Below are 15,160 nucleotides of genomic sequence, written 5' to 3' on the forward strand. Positions count from 1 at the left end.
GACGTGGTGCGGGGGGGGAGGGTGAGCCCCAGGGCGTGTCCGGCGGATCAGGGCCGACCCGGTCAGGATCCGCCGGACACGCCCTGGCGGCGGCCGGGTCCACCGGCGCCCGGCACCGGGAAGGCTCCCGTGGCGCGCCGGGTGATCTCGCCGTAGATCTCGGGGTCGGTGGTGTACTCGCCGAGCGCTACGGTTTTTCGGCTGCCGTGGTAGTCGCTGGAGCCGGTGGGCAGGAGCTCCAGCTCCCGGGCGAGGCCGCGCAGCCGGGCCCGGGTGGGCTCGTCGTGGTCCATGTGGTCGATCTCGATGCCGTCGAGACCCGCTGCGGCGAGCGCGGCGATCGTGGCCTCGGGGACCACCTCACCGCGTTTCGAGGCGGCCGGGTGGGCGAAGACGGTGACTCCGCCGGCCGCCTTGACGAGCCGGACCGCCTCGAAGGGGTCGAACTCGTGCTTCTCGGCGTAGGCCCGGCCGCCGTTGCCCAGCCAGTCGGCCGTGAAGGCGTCGGAGACGGTGGGTACGACCCCGATTTCGACGAGGGCGGCGGCGACGTGCGGGCGGCCGACCGAGCCGTCCCCGGCGATGCGGGCGACCTGCTCCCAGGTGATGGGCACGTCGAGGGCGCGGAGCTTGCGGACCATCTCCTGGGCGCGGGGCACCCGGTCGTCGCGGACGAGTTCCCGGGCCCGCTCCAGCTCGGCGTCGGCGGGGTCGAAGAGGTACGCCAGCATGTGCATGCCCACGCCGTCGACGCGGCAGGAGAGCTCGGCGCCGGTGACCAGGGTGAGCCCTTCGGGCAGCGCGTCGATGGCCTGCTTGTGGCCGCCGACGGTGTCGTGGTCGGTGAGCGCGACGACGTCCAGGCCCGCGGCGGCGGCGTTGGCCACCAGCTCGGCGGGGGTGTCCGTACCGTCCGAAGCGGTGGAGTGGGTGTGCAGGTCGATGCGCACGACGCTTGACTCCGGGGCTCGCGGGCGGACGGGGGACCGCTCAAGGATAACCGCCGCCACCGGGCCCCCGGCCGCGCCGAACCCTCGGTCCCGCCGCGCTGAATCCCGGGTCCGGCCGCGCTCACGCCCGGGTCCGGCCGCGTTCACCCCTCCCCGCGCGGGCTACCGCCGCCCCGGCCCCTGCCGCGGCGGTGTCTCCGGGGCGGCGAGCAGGCGCGGGGTGAGCGCGCCGCACGGGACGAGGTCCACCTCTCCCCCGGCGTCGCGCAGATCGGTCAGCACCAGCTCGTCGTACATCAGCAGCCCCGACTGCTCCGGCCACAGGATCGCCCAGAGCCAGAGGCCGCGCGCCTCCCCCGCGAAGACCGCCCGGTCCTCCGGGGCGTTCCTGACGTGCCAGAGCGGGGTGGGTCGGCCGGCGGCGTGCACCTTGGCGTCGGGGGCGGAGTCGACGTCCAGGTGGTGGCCGGGGTCGAGGCCGTCGATCCCGGCGTACCGGGCACCGAGTCCGACGCCGAGCTCCTCGGCGACCAGGAGCAGCTCACCCATGCCCCCAAGCGGTCCGGGACCCGAGCAGGCGACGACGGTCGCGCGTCCGCCGCTGCGGTCATCACCCGCGCAGGCCACGCCGGTGAAGAGCCAGCCCACGGGGAGCGGCCAGGGCATCCAGACGGGCACCTGCGAGCGGTGCACCACGACGCCGAGCGCCTCGACGCTCGGTGGGACGACCGGCTGCATCGGGTGCACCTGGCCGTGCACGGCGCACTGCCAGGCGTCGACGAAGAGTCCGGGCGCCCTGACCCGGCCACCGCACTTCGGGCAACTGGGTTCGCCCCTCATAGGGCCCAACCGTCCTCCCCGCCGGTCGCCCCGTCAAGGACGATCACCCGTCCGCAGCGTGGCTGCCACCCGGGAAAGTAGATGTAACTTGCATTTATTAGATCGCCTAACTTAATCTGTGCATAACGCATCGACCAGGAGGAGAGAGGGAGCCGACCCATGCAGGGATTGAGGCAAGGAGAGGACCCGTTCGACGAAGGGTCGACGGCGACCGGCATCCTGCGCCAGCCGAAGGCCGTCTGGGCCACGGCGGGCGCCTCGGTGGTCGCCTTCATGGGGATCGGCCTGGTGGACCCGATCCTGCCGTCCATCGCCCAGGGGCTGGACGCCACACCCAGTCAGGTGTCGCTGCTGTTCACCTCGTACTTCCTGATCACCGCCGTCGCGATGCTCGTCACCGGCTTCGTCTCCAGCCGCATCGGCGGCCGCAGGACCCTGCTCGCCGGTCTCGCGCTCGTCGTCGTCTTCGCCGCGCTCTCCGGCACCTCGTCCTCCGTCGCCGAACTCGTCGGCTTCCGGGCGGGCTGGGGCCTGGGCAACGCCCTCTTCGTCTCCACCGCGCTCGCGGTGATCGTCGGAGCGGCGGCGGGCGGCAGCTCCGCCGCGATCCTGCTGTACGAGTCGGCGCTCGGCCTCGGCATGGCGTGCGGGCCGCTGCTCGGCGCCCTGCTCGGGAACGCCAGCTGGCGCTATCCGTTCTTCGGCACGGCGGCGCTGATGGCGATCGGCTTCCTCTGCATCGCCGCGTTCCTCAAGGAGCAGCCGAAGCCCGCCCGCAAGACCTCACTGCTCGACCCTCTCAAGGCGCTCGGCCACGGCGGTCTGGCCTCGGTGGCCGCCTCGGCCTTCTTCTACAACTACGCGTTCTTCACGATCCTGGCCTTCACGCCGTTCGTGCTGGACATGACCCCGTACAAGTCCGGCGCGGTCTTCTTCGCCTGGGGCCTGCTGCTCGCGGTCTTCTCCGTGCTGGTGGCCCCGCGCCTCCAGCGCCGCTTCGGCTCGCTCAAGGTGCTCGGGGCCTCGCTGGTGCTGCTCGCCGTCGACCTGCTGGTCCTCGGTTACGGCAGCCACAGCACGGCGATCGGCGCCACGATCGTCTCCGGTGCCTTCATCGGCATGAACAACACCGTCTTCACCGAGCTGGCCCTCGGGGTCTCGGACGCGCCGCGCCCGGTGGCGAGCGCCGGGTACAACTTCGTCCGCTGGTTCGCAGCGGCGGCCGCCCCCTTCCTCGCCCCGAAGATCGAGGAGTGGAGCGACGTCCACATCCCGTTCGTGGTGGCCGCGCTCGCCGCCCTCGCCGGAGCAGCCGTCGTGGGCGTACGGCGTACGGCGCTGACCCACGAGGCCGAGGAGCTGGAGCCGGTCCACGCCCTGGAGGACGGCGTGACGGTCTTCGCCGACTGACCCTTCGTACGGGCGGGTTCAGTCCAGCGGTACGGACGTGCGCAGCGGGTCGCGCAGGTCCGTACCGTGCGTGAGCCACCGCTCCTGGAGCTCCTGCGCCCCGCGCACCCGCTTCCAGGCGGCCTCGTTGCGGGTCATCGGCAGCAGCGGCAGGAACCGCACCGGATCCATCGGCTCGTCCAGCTCCAGGTCCTCCACAAGCCCCCCGGACTCCGCCACCAGCACCGAGGTGAAGGGCGCGCCCGTCCAGAGCGGGTCACCCAGGTCCAGCGAGGCCCCCGGCGCCACGATGAGCCCCTCGACCTGCGGGGAGGCGGCCAGTACGGCGAGGGGGCGCAGCACCTGGTCGGTGTCGGCGAGCCCCACCCGTACCGACAGGACCAGCTCGGCGCGGGGGCCCTTCACCGGGTCGGCGAGCGGTGAGGTGGGGTCGGCCATCGGCTGCCCGGACATGCCGAGCGTGGCGTAGCGCACCACATCGCCGTCGAGGAAGCGGAGCACCTCGATACGGTCCGTGCCGAGGAACGTCACATCGGCGCGGGCGTCCGGTTCCCCGAGGGCCGAGCGGAGCCGGGCTTCGACCAGAGCGAGAATTTCTGCCATCCGGCGAGCATAGAGTGCGCATGGAGTGGGCAAAGTAAGGGATTCGGCCTGGGACGGCTGATAGCCTGGCCGCCGGTCGGGACAGCGCGCAGAAGCGTCGCTCTCTTTGTCCCGACGACACGTCGTCCCCCACGGGGGACCGGCCGGAGGAGGTGGGGACTGCTATGGATCCAAGTCGACCGTGCAGTACCGATCACTCTTCCGCTTACCGCCCTTCCTGCTGAACTTCTCGCTGAACTCCCCGTTGAACTGACGACTCGTCGGCCATTGCCGATGGCCCGTGGACGGTCGTTCGCACCGCGGAAGAGCTCCAGGAATCCGCGGAAGAGTCTCTCGTTCTTTTGCCTGTCTGTTGCGAACGCCGTCATCGCGCCTGCGCGGTGGAGCCCGCTTTGCGGACGTGAGCACACGTCCCCATTCCGGGCTGTTCCACGCCCTCGCCGACGGCCCTCCGTGAAGGAGCCAGCCATGTCGATGATCCGTGACCTGCGCGCCGCCGTGCGCCCGTCCCTGCGTCCCTCCCTCCGTAAGAACAGCGCCCCCCACAGCGGGTACGACACCACCCGCGACCCCTCCGCCTCCAGCGCCGTCGTCGACTGCGCGGTCTACCGCGACGGCAGCCGCCTGGAGGGAACCACGGCCCCGACCCCGCACGAGGCGATGCTTCAGGTGCGCGAGGAGGGCGGCTTCGCCTGGATCGGCCTGCACGAGCCGACGGAGGAGGAATTCGCGGGCATCGCCCGGGAGTTCGGACTCCACCCGCTCGCCGTGGAGGACGCCGTCCACGCCCACCAGCGGCCCAAGCTGGAGCGGTACGACGACACGCTGTTCACGGTCTTCAAGACGATCCACTACGTGGAGCACGCCGAGCTGACCGCGACCAGCGAGGTCGTGGAGACCGGCGAGGTGATGTGCTTCACCGGCCGGGACTTCGTCATCACCGTCCGGCACGGCGGCCAGGGCTCCCTGCGCGCCCTGCGCCACCGCCTCCAGGACGATCCGGAGCTCCTCGCCAAGGGCCCGTCCGCCGTGCTGCACGCCATCGCGGACCATGTCGTCGACGGGTACATCGCGGTGGCGGAGGCGGTGCAGGACGACATCGACGAGGTGGAGATCGATGTCTTCTCCACCCCGGCGAAGGGCGGCCGGCGCGGTTCGGACGCGGGGCGGATCTACCAGCTCAAGCGTGAGGTGCTGGAGTTCAAGCGGGCCGTCTCGCCGCTGCTGCGGCCGATGCAGCTGCTGAGCGAGCGGCCGATGCGGCTGATCGACCCGGACATCCAGAAGTACTTCCGGGACGTCGCCGACCACCTCGCCCGGGTCCAGGAGGAGGTCCTCGGCTTCGACGAGCTGCTGAACTCGATCCTCCAGGCCAATCTGGCGCAGGCGACCGTCACCCAGAACGAGGACATGCGCAAGATCACCTCCTGGGCGGCGATCATCGCCGTGCCCACGATGATCTGCGGGGTCTACGGCATGAACTTCGACTACATGCCGGAGCTGGAGTGGAGGTACGGCTATCCGCTGGTGCTGGGCGTCATCGGCGCGGTCTGTTTCTCCATCCACCGCATCCTGAAGCGCAACGGCTGGCTCTGAGCGGTGCCGGCCGGTCTAAGCTCCCGGCCATGAGTGATGCTGCCGACGCGCTGCTGGAGAAGGCCCTCGTCGAGGAGGCCACGAAGAAGTCCGGTCTCATCTGGGTCAGGGCCGCCGGGCCCGCCCGCGCCGTGTGGCACGTCTGGCACGAGGGCGCGGCCCACCTCGTCGGGGACGGCCCCGGCGAGCAGCCACTGCCCGAGGGCCTGACGGACGGCGGCCACGCCGAGGTCACCGTACGCAGCAAGGACAAGGGCGGCCGGATCGTCGCCTGGACGGCGGGGGTACGGGTGGTGGCGCCGCACTCCGAGGAGTGGGAGGAGGCCGTCGCCGAGCTGAAGGGCAAGCGGCTGAACGCGCCGGACGCCGAGGTGATGACGGAGCGCTGGGCGAAGGAGTGCACGGTGGTGCGCCTGACGCCCGAGGCGGTCAGCACGGACCTGCCGGACACCTCACTGGCCGCGGCCCCGCTGCCGACCGGGGCGACCACGCGGCAGCCCGCACCCGCCGCGCTGCCCCGGCTGCTGCTGAAGCGGCGCCGGGGGCGCTGAGGGGGCCGCTCAGCCGGAGGACTTGGGGAGCTTGCCGCCGTAGTCGACGGTGTCGTCGTCCTGCGGGGCCTCCAGCGGGACGGTGCGCCCCCAGTCGGCCAGGGTGACGGTGCCTCCGCCGCCGCCGCGGGCCACCCGTACCGGGTACGGCTTGCCCTCCAGGGAGACGTCGAGCGCGCCGCCCTCGCCCTTGCCGCCCAGGAGCTGGATGGTGCGGTGGCCGGTGACCGTGTCCCGGGCGCCCTTGTTCAGGGTGCCGTGCAGCGTCAGCAGGCCGTCGAGCAGAACCTTCTTGTCGGTGAAGCCGCGCAGCTGGCGGTAGCTGGGGTCGTCCTGGGGGACCTTCACGTACTTGCCGCCCAGCTTCTCGGCGGCCTCCTGGTCGGAGGAGCCCGCCTTGCCGCCCTCCTCGTGGATCCAGAAGTCGGCGTCGGCCTTGATGAAGAGCTCGTCCTCGATCCGCAGGAGCACGAAGCTCCGCTTCTTGGAGGAGACCGACCCCGTGCCGCCCTTGTCGCTGAGCTTCATGTTCAGCATGTAGGTGCCGCCCTTGCTCACCAGGGTGCCCGCCAGCCGGACCCCGTCGGCGCTGTCGGCCGCCGCCCTGGCCTTGTTGTCGATCTGCTCCGCCGAGAGTTTCCCGACACCGTTGGTCCCCTTGTCCGGGTCCTCGCCCGCGCAGGCGGTGAGGGCCGCGACGAGCCCGCCGCAGAGCACGACTGCGAGGGCGGTCCGGCGATGATTCCGGACGGCCGGGGCAAAAGAGGTCACGGGCGTACTGCCTCTCAACTGCGATCGGGGGGGCAGAGCGCAGCGTACCCGGGGACCGCGCACCGCCCGGCAGCCAGCCGTACGGACGGGTCCGCCGGGGCGCTCCACCACGGCAACGGCTAGCCTGATCATGGCGTACGGCGGCACGGAGAAGGAGGCGGAGCATGGCGGCAGGAGCCCCTCGGGTCTTCGTCTCGCATCTTTCCGGGGTGCCGGTGTTCGACCCGAACGGGGATCAGGTCGGCCGGGTCCGCGATCTGGTGGCGATGCTGCGGGTCGGCGGACGGCCGCCGCGCATCCTGGGTCTGGTCGTCGAGGTGGTCAGCCGGCGGCGGATCTTCCTGCCGATGACCCGGGTGACGGGCGTCGAATCGGGCCAGGTCATCACGACCGGCGTGGTCAACATGCGGCGCTTCGAGCAGCGGCCCACCGAACGGCTCGTCCTCGGCGAGTTCCTCGACCGCCGGGTGCGGCTGGTGGAGAGCGACGAGGAGGTCACCGTCCTGGACGTGGCGATCCAGCAGCTGCCCGCCCGCCGGGACTGGGAGATCGACAAGTACTTCGTCCGTAAGGGGCGCGGCGGGGCGCTGCGCCGCAAGGGCGAGACGTTGACGGTGGAGTGGTCGGCGGTCAGCGGCTTCTCGCTGGAGGAGCACGGGCAGGGCGCCGAGAACCTGGTCGCCACCTTCGAACGGCTGCGCCCGGCGGATGTCGCCAACGCCCTGCACCACCTCTCACCCAAGCGCCGGGTCGAGGTGGCCTCCGCACTCGACGACGACCGGCTGGCCGACGTCCTGGAGGAGCTGCCCGAGGACGACCAGGTGGAGATCCTCGGCAAGCTCAAGGAGGAGCGGGCCGCCGACGTCCTGGAGGCGATGGACCCGGACGACGCGGCCGACCTGCTCTCGGAGCTGCCCGAGGAGGACAAGGAGCGGCTGCTGACCCTGATGCGGCCGGGCGACGCCGCCGACGTACGGCGTCTGATGGCGTACGAGGAGCGGACCGCGGGCGGTCTGATGACGACCGAGCCGATCGTGCTGCGCCCGGACGCCACGGTGGCCGACGCGCTCGCCCGGGTCCGTCAGTCGGACCTCTCCCCCGCGCTCGCCGCACAGGTGTACGTGTGCCGCTCCCCCGACGAGACGCCGACCGGCAAGTACCTGGGCACCGTGCACTTCCAGCGGCTGCTGCGCGATCCGCCGTTCACCCTGGTCAGCTCGATCGTCGACAGCGACCTGGTGCCGCTGCCCCCGGACACCCCGCTGCCGACGGTGACCAGCTATCTGGCCGCGTACAACCTGGTCTCGGCGCCCGTCGTGGACGAGAGCGGCTCCCTGCTGGGCGCGGTGACCGTGGACGACGTCCTGGACCACCTGCTGCCCGAGGACTGGCGCGAGACCGACTTCCACGGCGAGGGGGGCATCCGCCATGGCCGAACGTGAGGAGCGGACGAAGGCCGCCTCGACGGGCTCCTCCGGCCTGATGCGCCCGCCGCGCACCCGGCTCGACCAGCCGAAGTCGCCGCGACGCAGGCTGCTGCCGGAGTACGACCCGGAGGCGTTCGGCCGGTTCTCCGAGCGGATCGCGCGGTTCCTGGGGACCGGGCGGTTCATCGTCTGGATGACGCTGATCATCATCGTCTGGGTGCTGTGGAACATCTACGCGCCCAAGGATCTGCGGTGGGACGAGTACCCGTTCATCTTCCTGACCCTGATGCTCTCGCTCCAGGCCTCGTACGCGGCCCCGCTGATCCTGCTGGCCCAGAACCGGCAGGACGACCGGGACCGGGTCACCCACGAGCAGGACCGCAAGCAGAACGAGCGCTCCATCGCCGACACCGAGTACCTCAGCCGGGAGATCGCGGCGCTGCGGATGGGCCTCGGTGAGGTCGCCACCCGGGACTGGATCCGCTCGGAGCTCCAGGACATGGTGAGGGACATGGAGGACCGGCAGATCCTCCTCGCGTCCGAGAGTGACGAAGCCGACCGCTGACGGGCTACCCGCCCGTAGGGCCGGGCGCCGTAACATCGTCGGTATGGCTACGGAAGACGCGGTGCGTGAAGCACTGGCGACAGTGAACGACCCGGAGATCCACCGCCCGATCACCGAGCTGGGCATGGTGAAATCGGTCGAGATCGATCCTGACGGTGTAGTCGCTGTCACGGTGTATCTCACGGTCTCCGGCTGCCCGATGCGCGACACGATCACCAGGAACGTGACGGAGGCGGTATCCCGCGTCGAGGGCGTCTCCCGCGTGGAGGTCACCCTCGATGTGATGAGCGACGAGCAGCGCAAGGACCTGGCGAGCTCGCTGCGCGGCGGGACCGCCGAGCGGGAGGTGCCCTTCGCCCAGCCCGGCTCGCTGACCCGGGTGTACGCGGTCGCCTCCGGCAAGGGCGGCGTCGGGAAGTCCTCGGTGACGGTGAACCTCGCGGCGGCGATGGCGGCCGACGGGCTGAAGGTGGGCGTCGTGGACGCGGACATCTACGGGCACAGCGTGCCCCGGATGCTCGGCGCGGACGGCAAGCCCACCCAGGTCGAGAACATGATCATGCCGCCGTCCGCGCACGGCGTGAAGGTCATCTCCATCGGCATGTTCACCCCGGGCAACGCGCCCGTGGTGTGGCGCGGCCCGATGCTGCACCGGGCGCTCCAGCAGTTCCTCGCCGATGTGTACTGGGGCGACCTGGACGTCCTGCTGCTCGACCTGCCGCCGGGCACCGGTGACATCGCGATCTCCGTGGCGCAGCTCGTGCCGAACGCGGAGATCCTGGTCGTCACGACCCCGCAGCAGGCGGCGGCCGAGGTGGCCGAGCGGGCCGGTTCCATCGCCGTGCAGACCCACCAGAAGATCGTCGGCGTCGTGGAGAACATGTCGGGCATGCCGTGTCCGCACTGCGACGAGATGGTCGACGTCTTCGGCTCGGGCGGTGGCGCCCGGGTCGCGGAGGGGCTGACGCGGACGGTCGGCGCGGAGGTGCCGGTGCTCGGCTCGATCCCGATCGACCTGCGGCTGCGCGAGGGCGGCGACGAGGGCAAGCCGGTGGTCCTGTCGGACCCGGACTCCCCGGCCGGCAAGGCGCTGCGTGCGATCGCGGAGAAGCTGGGGGGCCGTCAGCGCGGCCTGTCGGGCATGTCGCTGGGGATCACCCCGCGCAACAAGTTCTGAGCTTCTCCGGCTCTTTGCTCGTCCTGTGCCGGACGGGCTGGTTCTGCCAGCCCGTCCGGACGCTTCGGGCCTACGCGTACGCCGCGATGTCCTTGATCACCGCGAACCCGAGGCCGTACGCGCTCATCCCCCGCCCGTACGCGCCGATGTGCACGCCCTCGTGCGCCGACCCGGCCAGCACCCAGCCGAACTCGGACTCCCGGTAGTGGAACTCCACCGGAACCCCGTCCACCGGCAGGGAGAGCGTCGACCAGGGCGCGGAGCCGAGGTCGTCGGCGAGGGTGAACGCCGTCTCGGTCTGCTGGTCCAGCCAGTCGTCGCGCAGGGCGTGGTCCATCTGCGGCGGCCACGTGTACGCCAGCAGGCCCGAGCCGGCCAGCCAGGCCGCCGAGGAGACCGTGGTGGCGTCCAGGACCCCCGTACCGTCACCGCTGCGTCTCACGGGACTGGCGGCGACCGTGATGACGGCCGCGAAGCGTTCCTTCTCGGCCGCGGCCCCGTCCGTCTTCACCGAGGGCTCCTCGCCATGACCGGTGGAGCCGTGCTGCACCGTGCCGTCCGCCGCCGTGCCGACCTGCATCAGCCAGCGCGGGCCGGTGAAGGCCTCGTCCAGCCCGTACCAGGGGAAGGGGGCTTCCAGGTAGCCGTCGACGGTACGCCGCCGGGCCGCCGGCACCTCCTCCGCCGTGACCGTGCCAGGGGCACCGTCCGTATCCACCCGACTCGTCGTCTCCATCTGAGCGGCCGCCTCCTCGATCAGTTCCGATCCGGAGCGGCCCGCCCCCCGCGGGCGTGGGCGTCCTCGCAACCGGACAGATGGAGAATAGCCATACCGTCCGGACGAGTCGGGATCGACTGGCGTCAGGTGGCGTCCGCGTCGAACGGCGGCCGCTCGCTCTGCGCCTGCTGCGGAGCCTTCTTCAGCAGGTCAGGGGTGGTGTCGCCGGTCTTGGTGAGGCTGGGCGAGGTGCCGGTGCCCGACGCGCCCGCCGAGCCGTTCGCCGCACTGTTGGCGGAATCCGGTGCCGACGTGCGGCCGTTGACCGCGTCGGTGACGTCGGAGATCTCCTTGCGCAGGTCGAAGCTCTCGCGGATCTCCTTCAGCCCCAGGTCGTCGTTGCCGTCCATCAGCTGCTTGCGGACGAACGTCTTGGGGTTGAGGTCCTCGAACTCGAAGTCCTTGAACTGCGGGCCCAGCTCGGAGCGGATGTCGTCCTTGGCGCTGTCCGAGAACTCACGGATCTTGCGGATGGTGCGCGTGACGTCCTGGATGAGCTTGGGCAGCTTGTCCGGGCCGAAGACGAGTACGGCCAGCACCCCGAGCGTCAGCAGCTCCAGTGCGCCTATGTCATTGAACACCTAGCTGCTCCTCGTGTTCTCCGCCTGATCCCGACTTCTGCGTCTGGTCCCGGCCAGGTGGGACGAGTGCCCGGACCGTTCAACGGTACCTGGCCAACCTGTCCGGGCGGTACCTTGCCGTGTCGCTCACGTGCCGCTCGCCGAACCGAGCGTCAACGTGACGGACAGCTCCTTGCCCCCACGGGTCAGCCGCAGCTCCAGCCGGTCGCCCGGCCGGTGGGCGCGGATCTTCACGATCAGCTCCTCCCCGCTGTGCACCCGCTGGCCCCGGACCTCGGTGATCACGTCACCGGATCTGATGCCCGCCTTGGCTGCCGGGCCGTCCTTGGTGACCGCCGGGCCGTCCTCCGGGCCCTTCTCCCCGACCTTGGCCCCGTCGCCCGTGTACTTCATGTCCAGCGTGACGCCGATCACCGGGTGGGTGGCCCTGCCGGTGTTGATCAGCTCCTCGGCGACGCGCTTGCCCTGGTTGATCGGTATCGCGAAGCCGAGGCCGATGGAGCCGGACTGGCCGCCGCGCTCGGTCCCCTTGCCGCTGTCGGCGGCGCGGATGGCGCTGTTGATGCCGATGACGTGGGCCTGGGTGTCGACGAGCGGGCCGCCGGAGTTGCCGGGGTTGATCGGGGCGTCGGTCTGGAGGGCGTCGACATAGCTGATGTCGCTGCCGTCGCCCTTCTCGCCGCCCGCGGTGATCGGCCGCTGCTTGGCGCTGATGATGCCGGAGGTGACCGTGTTGGACAGGTCGAAGGGGGCGCCGATGGCCACCACCGGGTCGCCCACCCGGACGTTGTCGGAGTTGCCCAGCGGCAGGGGCTTGAGGCCCGAGACTCCCTTGACCCTGACGACGGCGAGGTCGTAACCGCTGTCCTTGCCGACGAGTTCGGCGGCGGCCGTCTCACCGCTGCTGAACGTCACGGTGATGTCCCCGCTGGATCCTGCCGGGGCGACGACGTGGTTGTTGGTGAGGATGTGGCCCCGGGCGTCGAGGACGAAGCCGGTGCCGGTGCCGGACTCGGCGGTGCCGCTGACGTGCAGGGTGACCACGCTGGGCAGGGCGCTGGCGGCGATGCCCGCGACGCTCTCGGGCGCCCGGTCGCCGTTGTCGTGACTGGCCTGGGGCAGCTCGACGGTGGTCAGGCCGCCGGTGCGCTCGATGTACGCGCCGACCCCGCCGCCGATACCGCTGGCCACGAGGGTGAGCAGCAGCACTCCGGCGAAGGCCCCGCCCCGGCGGTTCTTCCGGTTCCCCGGCTCGGTGCCGGCCGGTGGTCCCGCCTGGGTCAGCGGCTGCCCCGGCGCACCCCACGGGTCGTACTGGCCCCACTGCGAGGACGGGGACCGCTGCTCCCCCGGCCCACCGGCCCCGTGCGTCGTCGCGTACGGCGGCTGCTCCGGAGCGCCCTGCGGCGGTACGGGGGCTGGGTGCGGGGGCTGGGGCGAGGACTGCGGCGGTACGGGGGCGGCCTGCGGGTCCACCGGGGAGGGCTGCGGCGGCAGGGGTGCGGCCTGGGGCGGTACGGGGGTGCCGTGGGCCGGGGTCGGCCGCTGGACCGGTGGCGCGGGCGCCCACGGTCCGGGGCCGCCGTAGGGCGGGGTGCTGTACTCGTCGGGCTCGTGCAGAGGCGGCCCGGACGGGAGGGACGGCTGCACCTCCCGGCCTTCCGGCGCCCGGCCTTCCGGCGCCTGGTCCTCCGGTACCTGGTTCTCCGGTGCCTGAGTTTCAGATGCCTGGTTCTCCGGTGCCTGAGTCTCCGGCTTCCGGTTCTCCGGCCCGGAGCGGCTCGGCCGCCCCTCGGCGGGGCGGCTCCACCACTTCGCCTGCGGCCCGGTGGGCTTCCCGTCGTCCATGCTCTCCCCGCAACTGGCCTCTGCACGCCCCACAGAGGCGTCCCTCCCCGGAATTCAACCAGGTTTGCGAATCCCCGCGCAGGGTCCCGTCCCGGTTCGGCCGGCGTTCGGCCGGGACCCGGTCAGCGCCGGGGCAGGAGCGGGCTCGCCAGGTCGTTGGTCGGCGTCGGCCGGACCGGGTCCGAGGAGACCGGTGGTGTGAGCGCCTTCGCCGTCGAACCGCCGCCCAGCACCGTCGCGAGCAGCGGGGTGGAGCCGCCGGTCGGGCGTATCAGCGGCGGCACGGACACGTTCAGCACGGGGAACGTGAAGGGGTGCCCGCCCAGGGGGGAGCTGGAGAAGGGCGGCGGGGCCGTCGTCTGCGCCCGGGGCGACAGGGGCGGCTTCACCCCCGGGGCGACGGCTGCCGGCGGGGCGGAGAGCAGGGGCGAGGGCCGGTGCCCGCCGGTCGACGACACATCGGCAGCCGACCGGTTGACGGCCAGGCGGCCGCCGCCCACCGACTGGGCGCCGCCGCGGCGGCTGACCGCCTCGGTGGATCCCCCGGCGCGGGTCTCGGCGTCGAGCGGGATCACGCTGTTCCCGCTGCCCTCGGCGCGCAGGAGGGGGTCGGGGCCGGAGTCCAGCGGCAGGGTGCCGCCGAGCGCGATGGCCGCCAGGGAGACCGCACCGGCCGCGGCGAAGGCGAAACGCCGCCCGCGCCACGGCGAACGCTCGGCGTCCCGGGCCACCTCGTGGAAACGGAAGGCGGATCCGGAGCCGCCGGGCAGGACGGCGGTGGAGCCGTGGGCCGCGGGGAGATAGCCGAAGTCGTCCAGCGGGGAGGAAGGCGCGGCGGGGTCGCGGCGGGTGGAGCCGGAGGAGCGCAGCGGGGGGAAGAACTCGTCGGCGAACGGCCCGCCGGAGCCGAACGGCCGACCGGAGCCGGTGTCGTCGCCGCCAGGACCCCCGGGAAGGCCCTGCAGACGGGCCAGGAACCCCTCGGAGGGCGAGGGTGCGGCGGACATCGCGAAGGCGCTCTTGAGGCGCCGCTGGGCGTCGGCCTCGACCTTGCACCTGGCGCAGGTGGCCAGATGGGCGAGGACCCGCTCACGGGCGTCGTGGTTGAGCTCGCCGTCGACCAGCGCGGCGAGCCGGTCCCCCAGATGCGCTTCGGCCGGGGTGGGACCGGTGAGACCTGTGCCGCTCACGCCGTTCCGCCCTCCCCTGCCAGGACCGCGTCCGCCAGGGAGCGCTGCTCGGCGCGGGCTTCGGGCGAACGGTGCTTGAGCGCCTTGCGCAGGTGCGAGCGGCCGCGGTGGATGCGGCTGCGCACGGTGCCGAGCTTCACGCCCAGGGTCGCGGCGATCTCCTCGTAGCTGAGGCCCTCGATGTCGCAGAGGACCACGGCCGCACGGAATTCGGGCGCGAGGGTGTCCAGCGCCTGCTGCACGTCGGCGTCGAAGTGGGTGTCGTTGAAGACCTGCTGCGGGGACGGCTCCCGGCTGGGCAGCCGCTCGGCCGCGTCGTCGCCGAGCGAGTCGAACCGGATCCGCTGCTTGCGCCGGACCATGTCCAGGAAGAGATTGGTGGTGATGCGGTGCAGCCAGCCCTCGAACGTGCCGGGCGTGTAGGTCGACAGCGAGCGGAAGACTCTGACGAAGACTTCCTGGGTGAGGTCCTCGGCGTCGTGCTGGTTACCCGTCAGCCGGTAGGCAAGGCGGTACACGCGACCGCTGTGCGTGCTGACGATCTCTTCCCATGAGGGCGGGGTCCACGCCTGATCCGCATCGGAGGCGAAGGTCGCGGTCGGTGCGGAATTTTCGGAAGAACGGTCAGCAATGTTGGTCACGGATTTCGGCTCACCGGCCGACCTGAGAAGGCGCCGCAGCACCCCTCCCCGATCCACAGGCGCAGCCGCACCTCCCCTATCGGCTCTGGTGGTGTCCAGTGGAGCCCCTACCATAGCCACCTCGCCCGTTAGCTCCGGATAAGCCTTTTCCCTGCTGGGGCCGGGCGCCGCCCGGGACTTCCTCGCAGCTCACCGGTCCGATCCGCGGGCCGGGGCGCTGCGCTTTCCCCAC

General features: G+C 71.8%; 15 protein-coding genes. 6 read left to right on the forward strand and 9 right to left on the reverse strand.

All coding sequences use genetic code 11. The features are described from left to right. Positions 1-62: 62 nt before the first annotated feature. The gene (locus IE264_RS25270; RefSeq protein WP_032757831.1) at positions 63-950 is read right to left on the reverse strand and encodes a PHP domain-containing protein; all 888 of its coding nucleotides are present in this window, start codon (positions 948-950) and stop codon (positions 63-65) included. Between the two features lie 162 nt (positions 951-1,112). Next, a complete protein-coding gene (locus IE264_RS25275) occupies positions 1,113-1,790 on the reverse strand; it encodes a DUF6758 family protein (protein ID WP_015611182.1) in 678 nt (225 codons plus the stop codon). A gap of 159 nt (positions 1,791-1,949) precedes the next feature. On the opposite strand from IE264_RS25275, the gene IE264_RS25280 reads away from it, so the two are divergent. Further along, positions 1,950-3,200, forward strand: a complete 1,251-nt coding sequence (locus IE264_RS25280) for an MFS transporter (protein WP_032757829.1) — start codon at positions 1,950-1,952, stop codon at positions 3,198-3,200. A gap of 18 nt (positions 3,201-3,218) precedes the next feature. Here IE264_RS25280 and IE264_RS25285 read toward each other — a convergent pair whose 3' ends face one another. Next, positions 3,219-3,803, reverse strand: coding sequence for a suppressor of fused domain protein (locus tag IE264_RS25285; RefSeq protein WP_015611180.1), 585 nt, complete (start codon positions 3,801-3,803; stop codon positions 3,219-3,221). A 468-nt stretch (positions 3,804-4,271) separates the two neighbouring features. Between IE264_RS25285 and IE264_RS25290 the strand changes: the two genes are divergently transcribed. Together IE264_RS25290 and IE264_RS25295 are read left to right on the forward strand one after the other, a co-directional pair. Continuing rightward, complete coding sequence (locus tag IE264_RS25290) at positions 4,272-5,399, forward strand: magnesium and cobalt transport protein CorA (RefSeq protein ID WP_015611179.1); 1,128 nt, start codon at positions 4,272-4,274, stop codon at positions 5,397-5,399. A 29-nt stretch (positions 5,400-5,428) separates the two neighbouring features. Continuing rightward, positions 5,429-5,950, forward strand: coding sequence for a hypothetical protein (locus IE264_RS25295; protein ID WP_032757828.1), 522 nt, complete (start codon positions 5,429-5,431; stop codon positions 5,948-5,950). A gap of 9 nt (positions 5,951-5,959) precedes the next feature. On the opposite strand, the gene IE264_RS25300 is transcribed toward IE264_RS25295, so the two are convergent. Beyond that, positions 5,960-6,721: a hypothetical protein gene (locus tag IE264_RS25300; RefSeq protein ID WP_015611177.1), complete on the reverse strand. Its 762-nt coding sequence runs from the start codon at positions 6,719-6,721 to the stop codon at positions 5,960-5,962. 164 nt (positions 6,722-6,885) lie between these two features. Between IE264_RS25300 and IE264_RS25305 the strand changes: the two genes are divergently transcribed. From IE264_RS25305 to IE264_RS25315, 3 genes are read left to right on the forward strand one after another with little or no spacing between them, the layout of a single operon-like run. Then, on the forward strand, positions 6,886-8,163 hold the full coding sequence (locus IE264_RS25305) for a magnesium transporter MgtE N-terminal domain-containing protein (RefSeq protein ID WP_015611176.1): 1,278 nt from the start codon (positions 6,886-6,888) through the stop codon (positions 8,161-8,163). Then, positions 8,150-8,713, forward strand: coding sequence for a DUF1003 domain-containing protein (locus IE264_RS25310; protein WP_015611175.1), 564 nt, complete (start codon positions 8,150-8,152; stop codon positions 8,711-8,713). Before IE264_RS25305 ends, IE264_RS25310 begins: the two co-directional genes overlap by 14 nt. A gap of 43 nt (positions 8,714-8,756) precedes the next feature. After that, complete coding sequence (locus tag IE264_RS25315; RefSeq protein WP_078618755.1) at positions 8,757-9,890, forward strand: Mrp/NBP35 family ATP-binding protein; 1,134 nt, start codon at positions 8,757-8,759, stop codon at positions 9,888-9,890. Positions 9,891-9,960: 70 nt separating this feature from the next. On the opposite strand, the gene IE264_RS25320 is transcribed toward IE264_RS25315, so the two are convergent. The 5 genes from IE264_RS25320 to sigE all read right to left on the reverse strand — a co-directional run bounded on the left by IE264_RS25320 (position 9,961) and on the right by sigE (position 15,042). Beyond that, complete coding sequence (locus tag IE264_RS25320; protein WP_015611173.1) at positions 9,961-10,626, reverse strand: hypothetical protein; 666 nt, start codon at positions 10,624-10,626, stop codon at positions 9,961-9,963. Between the two features lie 125 nt (positions 10,627-10,751). Next, positions 10,752-11,249: a sec-independent translocase gene (locus IE264_RS25325; protein WP_032757827.1), complete on the reverse strand. Its 498-nt coding sequence runs from the start codon at positions 11,247-11,249 to the stop codon at positions 10,752-10,754. Positions 11,250-11,375: 126 nt separating this feature from the next. Further along, positions 11,376-13,097, reverse strand: coding sequence for a trypsin-like peptidase domain-containing protein (locus tag IE264_RS25330; protein WP_032757826.1), 1,722 nt, complete (start codon positions 13,095-13,097; stop codon positions 11,376-11,378). 122 nt (positions 13,098-13,219) lie between these two features. Next, the gene (locus IE264_RS25335) at positions 13,220-14,287 is read right to left on the reverse strand and encodes an anti-sigma factor family protein (RefSeq protein ID WP_032757825.1); all 1,068 of its coding nucleotides are present in this window, start codon (positions 14,285-14,287) and stop codon (positions 13,220-13,222) included. Next, positions 14,284-15,042 carry an RNA polymerase sigma factor SigE gene (gene sigE / locus IE264_RS25340; protein ID WP_179115456.1) on the reverse strand — a complete coding sequence of 253 codons (759 nt, stop codon included), beginning with the start codon at positions 15,040-15,042 and terminating at the stop codon, positions 14,284-14,286. Before sigE ends, IE264_RS25335 begins: the two co-directional genes overlap by 4 nt. Between the last annotated feature and the right edge of the window lie 118 nt (positions 15,043-15,160).

Origin of the sequence: Streptomyces microflavus (assembly GCF_014650075.1) — a bacterium.
Taxonomy (GTDB): domain Bacteria; phylum Actinomycetota; class Actinomycetes; order Streptomycetales; family Streptomycetaceae; genus Streptomyces; species Streptomyces microflavus.

Coding starts and splice junctions, on each gene's coding strand:
- IE264_RS25290 (WP_015611179.1), top strand. CDS start 4,272: ATGTCGATGATCCGTGACCTGCGCGCCGCCGTGCGCCCGTCCCTGCGT.
- IE264_RS25285 (WP_015611180.1), bottom strand. CDS start 3,803: ATGGCAGAAATTCTCGCTCTGGTCGAAGCCCGGCTCCGCTCGGCCCTC.
- IE264_RS25310 (WP_015611175.1), top strand. CDS start 8,150: ATGGCCGAACGTGAGGAGCGGACGAAGGCCGCCTCGACGGGCTCCTCC.
- IE264_RS25295 (WP_032757828.1), top strand. CDS start 5,429: ATGAGTGATGCTGCCGACGCGCTGCTGGAGAAGGCCCTCGTCGAGGAG.
- IE264_RS25280 (WP_032757829.1), top strand. CDS start 1,950: ATGCAGGGATTGAGGCAAGGAGAGGACCCGTTCGACGAAGGGTCGACG.
- IE264_RS25275 (WP_015611182.1), bottom strand. CDS start 1,790: ATGAGGGGCGAACCCAGTTGCCCGAAGTGCGGTGGCCGGGTCAGGGCG.
- IE264_RS25305 (WP_015611176.1), top strand. CDS start 6,886: ATGGCGGCAGGAGCCCCTCGGGTCTTCGTCTCGCATCTTTCCGGGGTG.
- IE264_RS25320 (WP_015611173.1), bottom strand. CDS start 10,626: ATGGAGACGACGAGTCGGGTGGATACGGACGGTGCCCCTGGCACGGTC.
- IE264_RS25330 (WP_032757826.1), bottom strand. CDS start 13,097: ATGGACGACGGGAAGCCCACCGGGCCGCAGGCGAAGTGGTGGAGCCGC.
- sigE (WP_179115456.1), bottom strand. CDS start 15,042: ATGGTAGGGGCTCCACTGGACACCACCAGAGCCGATAGGGGAGGTGCG.
- IE264_RS25315 (WP_078618755.1), top strand. CDS start 8,757: ATGGCTACGGAAGACGCGGTGCGTGAAGCACTGGCGACAGTGAACGAC.